This window comes from Streptomyces aureus (genome assembly GCF_001418135.1).
In the GTDB taxonomy this organism is placed as follows: Bacteria; Actinomycetota; Actinomycetes; order Streptomycetales; family Streptomycetaceae; genus Streptomyces; species Streptomyces aureus_A.
Map to the genome: position 1 here is coordinate 1 of NZ_LIPQ01000285.1, position 12546 is coordinate 12546.

Annotated in this window: 10 protein-coding genes; 4 read left to right on the top strand and 6 right to left on the bottom strand. The window is 73.7% G+C overall.

Annotated features, from left to right (window positions below; genetic code table 11):
• On the top strand, positions 1-1186 hold a 1186-nt coding region (locus tag AOK00_RS23175; RefSeq protein WP_159041832.1), incomplete at its 5' end, for an outer membrane protein assembly factor BamB family protein.
• Positions 1187-1259: 73 nt separating this feature from the next.
• On the opposite strand, the gene ilvD is transcribed toward AOK00_RS23175, so the two are convergent.
• The 4 genes from ilvD to AOK00_RS23195 form a co-directional block, all read right to left on the bottom strand.
• Positions 1260-3113: a dihydroxy-acid dehydratase gene (gene ilvD, locus AOK00_RS23180; RefSeq protein ID WP_055602227.1), complete on the bottom strand. Its 1854-nt coding sequence runs from the start codon at positions 3111-3113 to the stop codon at positions 1260-1262.
• 123 nt (positions 3114-3236) lie between these two features.
• Complete coding sequence (locus AOK00_RS23185) at positions 3237-3848, bottom strand: TetR family transcriptional regulator (RefSeq protein WP_055602228.1); 612 nt, start codon at positions 3846-3848, stop codon at positions 3237-3239.
• The gene (locus AOK00_RS23190) at positions 3845-4681 is read right to left on the bottom strand and encodes a sugar phosphate isomerase/epimerase family protein (RefSeq protein ID WP_055602229.1); all 837 of its coding nucleotides are present in this window, start codon (positions 4679-4681) and stop codon (positions 3845-3847) included. The genes AOK00_RS23185 and AOK00_RS23190 overlap by 4 nt, the downstream gene beginning before the upstream one ends.
• 75 nt (positions 4682-4756) lie before the next feature.
• Complete coding sequence (locus AOK00_RS23195; protein ID WP_055602230.1) at positions 4757-5689, bottom strand: Ppx/GppA phosphatase family protein; 933 nt, start codon at positions 5687-5689, stop codon at positions 4757-4759.
• 41 nt (positions 5690-5730) lie between these two features.
• Here AOK00_RS23195 and AOK00_RS23200 point away from each other — a divergent pair, with 41 nt between their 5' ends.
• Positions 5731-6558 carry a hypothetical protein gene (locus AOK00_RS23200; protein WP_055602231.1) on the top strand — a complete coding sequence of 276 codons (828 nt, stop codon included), beginning with the start codon at positions 5731-5733 and terminating at the stop codon, positions 6556-6558.
• A 115-nt stretch (positions 6559-6673) separates the two neighbouring features.
• Here AOK00_RS23200 and AOK00_RS23205 read toward each other — a convergent pair whose 3' ends face one another.
• Positions 6674-8449, bottom strand: a complete 1776-nt coding sequence (locus AOK00_RS23205) for a BACON domain-containing protein (protein WP_055602232.1) — start codon at positions 8447-8449, stop codon at positions 6674-6676.
• Positions 8450-8609: 160 nt separating this feature from the next.
• Here AOK00_RS23205 and radA point away from each other — a divergent pair, with 160 nt between their 5' ends.
• Positions 8610-10013: a DNA repair protein RadA gene (radA, locus tag AOK00_RS23210; protein ID WP_030324227.1), complete on the top strand. Its 1404-nt coding sequence runs from the start codon at positions 8610-8612 to the stop codon at positions 10011-10013.
• A 319-nt stretch (positions 10014-10332) separates the two neighbouring features.
• Positions 10333-11457: a DNA integrity scanning diadenylate cyclase DisA gene (gene disA / locus AOK00_RS23215; RefSeq protein ID WP_030324225.1), complete on the top strand. Its 1125-nt coding sequence runs from the start codon at positions 10333-10335 to the stop codon at positions 11455-11457.
• 121 nt (positions 11458-11578) lie between these two features.
• On the opposite strand, the gene AOK00_RS23220 is transcribed toward disA, so the two are convergent.
• Positions 11579-12439, bottom strand: a complete 861-nt coding sequence (locus AOK00_RS23220) for a hypothetical protein (RefSeq protein ID WP_055602233.1) — start codon at positions 12437-12439, stop codon at positions 11579-11581.
• Between the last annotated feature and the right edge of the window lie 107 nt (positions 12440-12546).

A 12546-nucleotide genomic window follows, 5' to 3' on the forward strand; every position in this document is an offset into this window, starting at 1 on the left:
GCCGCGCCTCACGCTGGCCGTCGCCGCCGCGCTCGCGCTCACCGGGGCCGGTCTGTACGCGGCCATGAGCCCTCCGGCCGGCGGCGGCTCCGAGCCCCCCGCCCGCCCCGACGAGGTGGCCACCGCCTTCACCGGCTGGCACACCACCCTCCAGATGCACGGCCCCACCGCCGCGCCCGCGTGCACCCACGGCGGCGGCGCGCTGTACTGCGCGGCCCGCGGTGTCGGCCTCGCCCGGCTCGACCCCGTCACGGGGAAGGTCGTCTGGTCGCGCACCGGGCCCGTCGAGGCGGAGTCCCCGGTCGCGCCCTTCCTCCTCGCGGACGGCCTGGTCGGCGCGGCCGCCCCGGCGGACCCGCTGCGGGCGTACGCGGCCGCGGACGGCGCGCCGGGCTGGGCCGCCGGGTCGGCGAAGCCCCCCGAGCTGTACGTGCCGGCCGGCTCCGCCGTCGTCCTGACCGACGGGCGGGGCGGGGTACGGGCCGTCGGCAGCCTCGACGGGAAGGAACTCTGGCGGCACGGCCTGGACGGCTTCCAGGCCCCGCGCCCGGGACCGTACGACGCCCCGTCCGGTCTCCTCACCGTCTCCGAGACCTCGGCCGACGGGACGCACACGCGCGTGGCCGAGATCCGTCCCCGGACGGGCGAGCCGACCTGGCAGCGGAACATGCCGGGCGACCTCGACCCGCTGGGCCGCACCGGCGACGGCGCGCTGCTCCTCGCCTCCCGCTACCAGGCCTCGCTCTTCGACCGGCTGGTCGTGCTCGACCCCGGCCGCGGCTCCGTGCGCGAGCTGCCCCTGCCCCACCGGCTCGACGTCCGGGGTGTCGCCGTGCGCGGCGCGGTCGTGCACATCCTCGAGGCGGACGGGCACCTGACCGCCTTCGACACCGCGGCGCCCAAGGGGCGGGTGCTGTGGGAGCTGGAGACGGGCGCGGGCAACGTGTCCACGCCGGTCACGGGCCCCGGCGACCGGCTCTACTTCTCCGTCCAGGACGGGCGGCTGCTCGCCGTCGACACCGTACGCGGGGCGCTGATCGGTCAGACCCGGCCGCGGCTGCTCAACGGCAGGCTCGAGTACGCGCCGCTGGTGCCGCCCCCGGTGGTCGTCGGTGACCGGGTGTTCGGCACGGCCCCGGACGGATCGGTGTTCGCGGTGGACGCGCGCGACCCCGCCTCCTGGTGAACCGCGCCTGAGGACGACGGCGGGGAGCGGGCGTCTCCGCCCGCTCCCCGCCGTCTCAGGTCCTGCGCGCCACTCAGCCCAGCTTCGACACGTCCCGGACCGCGCCCTTGTCGGCGCTCGTCGCCATCGCCGCGTACGCACGCAGGGCCGCCGACACCTTGCGCTGCCGGTTCTTCGGCTCGTACACGCCGTTCAGCGCCTCGCGGCGGGCGGCCAGGGTGGCCTCGTCGACGAGGAGCTCGATGGAGCGGTTCGGGATGTCGATCCGGATCCGGTCGCCGTCCTCGACGAGGGCGATCGTGCCGCCCGAGGCCGCCTCCGGCGACGCGTGGCCGATGGACAGGCCGGACGTGCCGCCCGAGAAGCGTCCGTCGGTGACCAGCGCGCAGGACTTGCCCAGGCCCCGGCCCTTGAGGAAGGAGGTCGGGTAGAGCATCTCCTGCATGCCGGGGCCGCCGCGCGGGCCCTCGTAACGGATGACGACCACGTCGCCCTCCGTGACCTGCTTGTTCAGGATCTTCTCGACGGCCTCGTCCTGCGACTCGCAGACCACGGCCGGGCCCTCGAAGGTCCAGATCGACTCGTCGACACCGGCCGTCTTCACGACGCAGCCGTCGGCGGCGAGGTTGCCGTGCAGGACGGCGAGTCCGCCGTCCTTGGAGTACGCGTGGGCCTCGTCGCGGATGCAGCCGCCGGCCGCGTCCACGTCGAGCGCCTCCCAGCGCTCGGACTGCGAGAAGGCGGTCGCCGAGCGGACGCAGCCGGGGGCCGCGTGCCACATCTCGACGGACTCGTCGGTCGGGGAGCCGCCGCGCACGTCCCAGGCGTCCAGCCACTCCTTGATGGAGCGGGAGTGGACGGAGTGGACGTCCTCGTTGAGGAGGCCGGCGCGGTAGAGCTCGCCGAGGATGGCCGGGATGCCGCCCGCCCGGTGCACGTCCTCCATGTAGTACGTGCGGTCCTTGGCGACGTTCGGGGCGACCTTGGCCAGGCAGGGCACCCGGCGCGAGACCTCGTCCATGTCCGGCAGGCCGTAGTCGAGCTCGGCCTCCTGGGCGGCGGCGAGCAGGTGCAGGATCGTGTTGGTCGAGCCGCCCATGGCGATGTCGAGGGCCATGGCGTTCTCGAAGGCCGCGCGGGTCGCGATCGAGCGCGGCAGGACGGAGGCGTCGTCCTCGTCGTAGTAGCGCCGGGTGATCTCGACGACCGTGCGGGCGGCGTTCTCGTACAGCGCCTTGCGGCCGGTGTGGGTGGCGAGCAGCGAGCCGTTGCCCGGGAGGGAGAGGCCGATGGCCTCCGTCAGGCAGTTCATCGAGTTGGCGGTGAACATGCCGGAACAGGAGCCGCAGGTCGGGCAGGCGTTCTCCTCGATGCGGGCGATGTCCTCGTCCGAGATCTTGGGGTTCACGGCGTCGGAGATCGCGTCGACCAGGTCGAGCGTGCGGACCGTGCCGTCGACGAGGGTCGCCCGGCCGGACTCCATCGGGCCGCCGGAGACGAACACCGTCGGGATGTTGAGGCGCAGGGCGGCCATCAGCATCCCGGGGGTGATCTTGTCGCAGTTCGAGATGCAGATCAGGGCGTCGGCGCAGTGCGCCTCGACCATGTACTCCACGCTGTCCGCGATCAGGTCGCGGGAGGGCAGCGAGTAGAGCATGCCGCCGTGGCCCATGGCGATGCCGTCGTCGACGGCGATCGTGTTGAACTCGCGCGGGATGGCCCCGGCGGCCGTGATGGCCTCGGAGACGATCCGGCCGACGGGCTGCAGATGGGTGTGGCCCGGGACGAACTCCGTGAAGGAGTTGGCGACCGCGATGATCGGCTTCCGGCCGATGTCCGCGCCGGGTACACCGGAGGCGCGCATAAGGGCGCGTGCGCCCGCCATGTTGCGGCCGTGGGTGACTGTGCGGGACCTCAGCTCGGGCATCGTCGCTCGCTCCTCGTGATGGGGGTGCTTGCTTTCGAGCGTACGCCGAAGGACCAAGATCTGGACAGCGCGTCCGAATGGCGGACGAGCTGTTCAGCTTTCGGTCAACGGCCGCCCGGTGGCTCAGGCCTCGGTCAGATAGCGCTGGAGGGTCGGGGCCACCATGGCCACGATCTCCTCCGGGTCCACCGAGGCCATCGGCTCGACCTGGATCACGTACCGCAGGATCGCGATCCCGATCATGTGGGAGGCGGCCAGCTCCGCGCGGAACTTGGGGTCCGGTACGTCGAGCTCGTCCGCGATCCGCTCCAGGAGCCGCCGCAGCACGAAGGTCCTGAGCACCTTGGCCGCCGCCTCGTGGGTGAGCGCGGAGCGGACGATCGCGAGGAGCGGGGCCCGGCTGACCGGGTTCTCCCAGACGCCGATGAAGAACCGGGCGAGCCGTTCCCCGATGGTCTCGCGCGGGCCGCCGACGATCGCCGGGACGACCAGCGAGGGCTCGAAGGAGACCTCGATCGCCGCCGCGAAGACCTCGTCCTTCGTCCCGAAGTAGTGGTGGACGAGAGCCGCGTCGACGTCGGCCGCCTTGGCGATGCCGCGTACCGAGGTCTTGTCGTAGCCGCGCTCCGCGAACTGGGCGCGGGCCGCCTCCAGGATCCGTTCCCGCGCGCCCGGGCCGCTCTCCTCCTCGGCGCGGGACGGGCGGCCACGCCTGCGGGGGGAGGGTTCGGTCACGAGCGCGGGACCCGGGACGAGCGGGTGGCCGCGGAGGCGAGGTGGAGCCGGGTGAAGGCCAGGGCCTCGGCGAGGTCGGCCTCGCGTTCGGCGGCTGACATCGCGCGGCGCGTGTTGACCTCGATGACGACATGGCCGTCGAACCCGGTGCGCGCGAGACGCTCCAGGAGTTCGGCGCAGGGCTGCGTGCCCCGCCCCGGGACGAGGTGCTCGTCCTTGGCGGAGCCCCTGCCGTCGGCGAGGTGGACGTGGCCGAGCCGGTCGCCCATGCGGTCGACCATCGCGAGGGCGTCGGTGCGGGCGGTCGCGGTGTGCGAGAGGTCGACGGTGAAGTGCCGGTAGTCGTCCTGGGTGACGTCCCACTCGGGGGCGTACGCGAGCATCTCGCGGTCCTTGTACCGCCACGGGTACATGTTCTCGACGGCGAACCGCACGTCGGTCTCGTCCGCCATCCGCCAGATGCCGGTGACGAAGTCCTTGGCGTACTGGCGCTGCCAGCGGAACGGCGGGTGCACGACGACCGTCGACGCGCCGAGGCGCTCGGCGGCGGCCTGGGCACGCTGGAGCTTGACCCACGGGTCGGTGGACCAGACGCGCTGGGTGATGAGGAGGCAGGGGGCGTGCACGGCCAGGATCGGAACCTGGTGGTAGTCGGAGAGCCGGCGCAGTGCCTCGACGTCCTGGCTGACCGGATCGGTCCACACCATGACCTCGACACCGTCGTAGCCGAGGCGCGCGGCGATCTCGAAGGCCGTCGCCGTCGACTCCGGATAGACCGAGGCCGTCGACAGGGCGACCTTCGCATCCGGGATGCGCACCACTGGTTCTGCCACGGAGACAGGGTACGGGGCCCGTCGGGGGGCCGGGGGGTGGTTCCGGTCACGCCCGGCCGGGCACGACCGTTCGTCCTACGCCTCCGGCAGGTGGTCCAGGCGGCGCAGGATCACGCCCTCGCGCAGGGCCCAGGGGCAGATCTCCAGCTCCTCCACGCCGAGGAGGTCCATCGCGCCCTCCGCCACCATCGCGCCCGCGAGGAGCTGTCCGGCGCGGCCCTCCGAGACGCCCGGCAGCGCGGCGCGCTCGGGAACGGTCATGCCCGCGAGGCGCGGGACCCACTCCTCCAGGGACTTGCGGGTCAGGATCCGCTCGACGTAGAGCCCCTCCCCCGAGCCGGGGGCGCCGGCGATCCTCGCCAGCTGCTTGAAGGTCTTGGAGGTGGCCACGACGTGGTCGGGCCGGCCGGAGCGGCTGAACTCGGCGACCGTACGGGCGATCTGCGCGCGCACATGGCGGCGGAGCGCCTTCACGTCGGCGGAGTCGGCCGGGTCGCCCGGCAGCCAGCCGGCGGTCAGCCGGCCCGCGCCGAGCGGCAGGGAGACCGCCGTGTCGGGGTCCTCGTCCATGCCGTAAGCGACTTCGAGGGAGCCTCCCCCGATGTCGAGGAGGAGCAGCCTGCCCGCGGACCAGCCGAACCAACGCCTGGCCGCGAGGAAGGTGAGCCGGGCCTCCTCCCCGCCGGTGAGGACCTGGAGGTCGACGCCCGTCTCGTCCTTCACGCGCGCGAGGACGGCGTCCGCGTTGGTCGCCTCGCGGACCGCGGAGGTCGCGAACGGGAGCACTTCCTCGCAGCCCTTGTCCTCGGCGGCGAGGAGTGCGTCCCGGACGGTCGCGATGAGCCGCTCGACGCCGAAGGGCGCGATCGCGCCCCGTTCGTCGAGCAGCTCGGCGAGCCGGAGCTCCGCCTTGTGGGAATGGGCGGGCAGCGGCCGGGCGCCGGGGTGGGCGTCCACCACCAGGAAGTGCACTGTGTTCGAACCGACGTCGAGGACTCCGAGTCTCATGGGCGGAACGCTACTGCGCCGACCCGCATACGCTTGGACCTGTGCCAAAGACGAAAAAGGCGAAACCGGGCAAAGACAGTGCGGTCAAGAGCGCCAGGAAGCGGGGCAGGAGCGTGGAGCCCGACGAGAAGGGCCTCGACTTCGCGCGGGCGTGGGTCGAGTTTCCCGACCCGGCCGACGACGAGCAGGTCTTCCGCTGCGACCTGACCTGGCTGACCTCGCGCTGGTCGTGCATCTTCGGCAGCGGCTGCCAGGGGATCCAGGCGGGCCGGGCCGACGACGGCTGCTGCACGCTGGGCGCGCACTTCTCCGACGAGGACGACGAGAAGCGGGTCGCGACGCACGTGGCACGCCTCACGCCCGAGCTGTGGCAGTTCCACGACGTCGGTACGGACTCGGGCTGGACCCAGCTCGACGAGGACGGTGACCGGCAGACCCGCCGCTGGGAGGGCTCCTGCATCTTCCAGAACCGTCCGGGGTTCGCGGGTGGCGCGGGCTGCTCGCTGCACATCCTGGCCCTGAGGGAGGGCAAGGAGCCGCTGGAGACCAAGCCGGACGTCTGCTGGCAGCTGCCGGTGCGGCGCACGTACGACTGGATCGAGCGGCCCGACGACACGAAGGTCCTCCAGGTGTCGATCGGTGAGTACGACCGGCGGGGCTGGGGTCCGGGCGGTCACGACCTGCACTGGTGGTGCACGTCGGCGACGTCGGCGCACGGCGCCGGGGAGCCGGTCTACGTCACGTACCGGCCCGAGCTCACCGAGATGATGGGCGAGGAGGCCTACGAGGTCCTGGCCGGGCTGTGCGAGGCGCGGCTCTCCTCGCAGCTGCCGCTGGTGGCGCCGCACCCGGCCGACCCGAAGCGCTAGCGCCGGGCCGGGCCTGACGTCGGGCGCTCGGCACGCGTCGCGCCCGGCCCCCTCGCGTCCGGCTCGCCTCGCGTCTGACGCCGGGCCGGGGTTCAGGACGACGACGGACCCGGGTTCAGGACGACGACGGCGGGGGTGGTTCCTCCGTCGTCGGGGGCGGCGTGGTCGGCTCCGACGGGCCGGGGTCCGTCGTCGGCGGCGGGGTGGTCGGCTCCGTGGTCGGCGGGCTCGTCGGCGGGTCGGTCGGCTCGGTCGTCGGGGGCGGTTCCTCCGTCGTCGGCGGCGGCGTGGTCGGCTCCGTCGTGGGCGGGCCCGTCGGCGGCGTGGTGGGCTCGGTCGTCGTCGGCGGGGGTGTCACCGGGTCGATCACCGGCGGCGGCGCGGCCTGTCCGCGTCCGTCGATCCTGACCACCGCACCGGAGGGGTTCACCCCGATCCGGGCACTCCACGGGCCCCGCGGTTCACGGCCGTGGTCGACGCGGACGGTGACCGTGACCGTCTCGCCCGGGCGGAGGGTGCCGGATGCCCGGCTCACGTACAGCCAGGGGGCGTCCGTCCACAGCGACCAGGCGACGGGGGAACCGCCGGAGGCGGTGAGCGTGAGCAGGGTCAGATCGCCGTGGCCGCGAGCGGAGACCGTGATCCAGCCGGCGGCCGGCTCACCCGGTGCGCCGGGGCCCGTGGGGCCGGTGGGACCGCCGGGGCTGAGCACCTCGACGGAGACGTCGGGGGCGCGGCTGCCCCGGGTGAAGCGGGGCTCGGGGGTGGTGCGGGCGTTGCCCGCGTTCTCGTAGCGGTCGTACGGGCGTCCGTCGGGGCCGTCCGGTTCGTCCGCCTCGCGCGCGCTGATCCGGGATCCGTCGCGGGCGCTCGTGTCGGCGACCGGGGCGCCCCGGTAGGACGTCCACAGGGCGAGGACGGGCGCGGCGACCACGGCCGCGACGACGGTGGTGGTCACCGCGCGGGCCCTCAGCCGGTCGCGGCGGGCCACATGGTCCTTCGGGTCCATCGGGAAGCCGGTCGGCGAGAAGCGCGGGGCGCCGGCACGCGCGCGGGGGACGTGCAGCATCGCCATGTACGCGGCGCCCCGGGGCGCCTCGACGAGCGGCAGTCGGTCCTGCGGCAGCGACCCGGCGCCGGGCCACGGACCGCCGGCGCCCACCCGCTCGGCGGCCTTCCGGCAGCGGGGGCAGTCGTCGACGTGCCGGACGAGTTCGGCGCGCAGGGCGGCCGAGAGCAGCACCTGGTGGTCGCCGGTGAGCCGGGCCACGGTGGGGCAGCTGCCGGTCTCGACGACGGCGAGCGCGGCGCGGGTGCGCTCGACCTCGCAGCCGGCGGTGGCGAGGAGCTCGCGGGCGGCGAGCGGGTCGAGGGAGAGCACGGCGGCGACCTGACGGTGGCTGAGTCCGTGCCGTACGGCCAGCTCCAGGGCCTCGCGCTGCTCGGGCGTGGTGCCTGCGGCCTCGGGCCAGGCGAGCCGGGCGAGTTCGGCGCGGCGCCGCTCGGCGGTCTCCTCGGGGACCCGGGGCGGCTCGGGGGCGGTGACGGCGGGGCGCCCCGTGTGGGCGCCCTGGCGACGGCGGCGCTGCTCGCCGAGGCTGCGCAGGCACGCCCAGCGGGCGAGGGCGTACAGCCAGGCCGTACGACCGTCCTCGTCCGAGGGGCAGCGGCCGTGGTGGCGCTCGGCGACGGCGAGGACGTCGCCGAGGACGGCGGTGGCCGTGTCGTGGTCGCAGAGCACGGAGAGGCAGTACGTGAAGAGGCCGTCGAGGGCGGCCTCGTAACGGGCGGGGGGCCTCCGGCCGAGCGTGCGCGATCCCTGGTCCGTGGCGCGGTGCGCCCGGTGTGCGCCGGTGGTGCGTGCGGGGGAATCCAGCCTGCTGCTCGTCACCGGTCGACCGTAGGCAGCACAGGGAGCGCTTTTCGTACCGGTTGCGTTGTTCTCATTCTTACGGGTGAAGGTATCGCTCGAAAGGGGACAGGAATCCAACATTCCAGGGCCCTGTGGAGACGCGGCGTCGGCTGTCGGTGGGGACGGCTACGGTGGCGACATGGCTGCCCGTACGAAAACGACCAAGGACCGGCCGTCCTACCGCTGCACCGAGTGCGGCTGGCAGACGGCCAAGTGGCTCGGCCGCTGCCCCGAGTGCCAGGCCTGGGGGACGGTCGAGGAGTACGGCGCGCCCGCCGTCCGGACGACCGCGGCCGGCCGGGTCTCCACCGCCGCGCTCCCCATCGGGCAGATCGACGGCCGGCAGGCGACCGCCCGCTCGACCGGCGTCGACGAGCTGGACCGGGTTCTCGGCGGGGGTCTGGTGCCCGGCGCCGTCGTGCTGCTCGCGGGCGAGCCGGGCGTCGGCAAGTCCACGCTGCTGCTCGACGTGGCGGCCAAGGCGGCCAGCGACGAGCACCGCACCCTCTATGTCACCGGCGAGGAGTCCGCGAGCCAGGTCCGGCTGCGCGCCGACCGGATCAACGCCCTCAGCGACCATCTCTACCTCGCCGCCGAGACCGATCTGTCGGCCGTCCTCGGACACCTCGACGCCGTGAAGCCCTCGCTGCTGATCATGGACTCGGTGCAGACCGTCGCCTCCCCCGAGATCGACGGCGCGCCCGGCGGCATGGCCCAGGTCCGCGAGGTCGCCGGCGCGCTCATCCGGGCCTCCAAGGAGCGCGGCATGTCCACGCTCCTCGTCGGCCATGTCACCAAGGACGGGGCGATCGCCGGCCCCAGGCTCCTGGAGCACCTGGTCGACGTGGTGCTGAGCTTCGAGGGCGACCGGCACGCGCGCCTGCGGCTGGTCCGGGGCGTGAAGAACCGGTACGGGGCGACCGACGAGGTCGGCTGCTTCGAACTCCACGACGAGGGCATCACGGGCCTGGCCGACCCCTCCGGGCTCTTCCTGACCCGGCGTGACGTGGCCGTGCCGGGCACCTGTCTGACGGTCACCCTGGAGGGCCGCCGCCCGCTGGTCGCCGAGGTCCAGTCGCTGACCGTGGACAGCCAGATCCCGTCCCCGCGCCGGACCGTCTCCGGCCTGGAGACCTCCCGGGTCTCGATGATGCTGGCGGTCCTGGAGCAGCGCGGCCGGATCAGCGCGCTGGGCAAGCGGGACATCTACAGCGCGACCGTGGGCGGCGTGAAGCTCACCGAGCCCGCCGCCGACCTGGCGATCGCGCTCGCGCTCGCCTCCGCGGCGAGCGACACCCCGCTGCCGAAGAACCTGGTGGCGATCGGCGAGGTCGGCCTCGCCGGCGAGGTCCGGCGGGTGACCGGCGTCCAGCGCCGGCTCGCCGAGGCGCACCGGCTGGGCTTCACGCACGCGCTGGTCCCCACGGACCCGGGGAAGGTGCCGCCCGGCATGAAGGTGACGGAGGTCGCGGACATGGGCGACGCGCTGCGGGTGCTTCCGCGCAGCCGGCGCGCGAAGGCGCCGGAGGGAGCGGAGAAGTAGGAGAGGCGCCGGGAGGCTTGCCCTGTCCGCGGTGAGATGGCTGCGCTCCCTGCAGCAGGGCTGCGGGCCGGGGGCCCGGCGGGTCGCCCGGCCCGACGCGGGAGGCGTCGGCCCGAGTGATCCGGAGCGGTCGACGCCGAATGTTCACACCGCGCCGACGGTTCGCTCCGTACGCTTCGCAAAGACGCGGAGGGTTAGGTCCGTGTCGGGGCGGGGACCCCTTTCGGACCACCGTGATCGATCGGGGGCGGAGGGCGGCGGGGTGGTGTCGCTAGACTTTGCCCTGGTCTCGCCCATCCGTACGAGCCGGAGGAGTGCAGTGGCAGCCAAGGACGGGGCAGCAGCTCCTGGAAAGTCCGGCGCGGGCTCCGGCAACGAAGCGCTGATGCGCGCCGCCCTGAGCGCCGTCGCGCCGGGCACCGCGCTGCGTGACGGCCTGGAGCGGATCCTCCGCGGCAACACGGGCGGTCTCATCGTGCTCGGCCTCGACAAGACGGTCGATTCGATGTGCACCGGCGGTTTCGTGCTGGACGTCGAGTTCGCCGCCACGCGCCTGCGTGAGCTGTGCAAGCTCGACGGCGCGCTCGTCCTCGACAAGGACATCACCAAGATCCACCGCGCGGGCGTGCAGCTGGTCCCGGACGCCTCCATCCCCACCGAGGAGACCGGCACCCGGCACCGCACGGCGGACCGGGTCTCCAAGCAGTGCAACTTCCCGGTCGTCTCCGTCTCCCAGTCGATGCGGCTGATCGCGCTGTACGTGGACGGTGAGCGCCGGGTCCTGGAGGAGTCGGCCGCGATCCTGTCCCGCGCCAACCAGGCGCTCGCGACCCTGGAGCGGTACAAGCTCCGGCTCGACGAGGTGGCCGGCACGCTCTCCGCGCTGGAGATCGAGGACCTGGTCACGGTCCGGGACGTCACCGCCGTCGCGCAGCGGCTGGAGATGGTCCGCCGGATCGCCACCGAGATCGCCGAGTACGTGGTCGAGCTGGGCACGGACGGGCGGCTCCTCTCGCTCCAGCTGGACGAGTTGATCGCCGGCGTGGAGCCGGAGCGCGAGCTGGTCATCCGGGACTACGTGCCGGAGCCGACGGCCAAGCGCTCGCGGACGGTCGCGGAGGCGCTCACCGAGCTGGACGCGCTGACCCACACCGAGCTGCTCGAACTGCCGGTCGTGGCGCGGGCGCTGGGCTACAGCGGCTCGCCCGAGACCCTCGACTCGGCCGTCTCACCGCGCGGCTACCGGCTCCTCGCCAAGGTGCCGCGGCTGCCGGGCGCGATCATCGAGCGGCTCGTGGAGCACTTCGGCGGCCTGCAGAAGCTGCTCGCGGCCAGTGTGGACGACCTCCAGACCGTGGACGGCGTCGGCGAGGCCCGCGCCCGCAGCGTGCGCGAGGGCCTGTCCCGGCTGGCGGAGTCCTCGATCCTCGAGCGCTACGTCTAGGGCGTACCGCCGAGCGACACGTCCTGGCCGTACCGCTCCCGGCCTCGGGGGCCCTTCCCTCCGGCCGATCAGTCCCCGGCGGGCGTGAACGACCGGCCTCAGGACCCTTCCCTCCGGCCGATCAGTCCCTGGCGAGCGTGAACGAGGCCGGGAGTACCTTCGCGCCCGGCATCGTCGCCTCCACGAGGTAGGTGCCGGGGGCGGCCTGGCCCGCCGGGGCGGTGGCGCACTGCGGGGCGCTGCGACCGCGGTCCCACTCCACGGTGTGGGTGACGGTGGCGCCCGCGGGGACGCGCAGCAGGATCGGGTTTCCGGGACGCGGGCAGTCCGCGGAGGACCAGACCTCGTCGTCCTGCTTGTCGCTGATCGTCAGAACCGCGGCGCGGGGCCCGAAGTCGGCCTTGCAGGCGGTCTTCGAGGTGTTCTTGGCGACGAGGTGGAAGCGGGGCCTCTCCCCCGCCTCGTAGCTGACCTTGGCGCTGCGGAGCGTCAACTGCAGTGCTCCGTCAGGGCAGTTCGGAAGCGGGGAATCGGCCGGAACCTGCTGTCCCGCACCGGTGCCCGCACCTCCGTCGCCGCCCGCGCCGTCGGTGTCGCCGTTCTTGCCGCCGCCGTCGGTTCCGGCGGCCGTACCCGCGTCCGCGCCGGCGTCGGCGCCCGACCCCGGCTCCGTACCGGAGCCGCCCGGGCCGCCGTTGCCGCCGGTGGTGTCGCCGCTGGCGCCCGAGTCGCCCGACTCGTCGCGTCCGCCCGGCTGTTGGCTGATCGCCTCCCCGGTGCCCGAGGGGCCCGGAGTGATGGAGGGAGGGGTGGGAGAGGAGCCGTTGGCCCCGTCGTTCGTCTTCTTCCCGCCCCCGTCACCGGAGGTGACGGCCCAGACGGCGAGGAGCGCGAGGAGCGCCACCAGGCACGCCGCCACCGCCCTCCGTCGCCAGTAGATGGTGGAGGGAAGCGGCCCGACCGGATTGCGCAAAGATCCCACGACCCGAACCTTACGAGAGATCCGGCCCAACTCCCGCCCCACCCGCCGCCCGAGACATCAAGTTTTGCCGATGATCACATCCATCGGTTCCGGGAACTTTTCCCGGA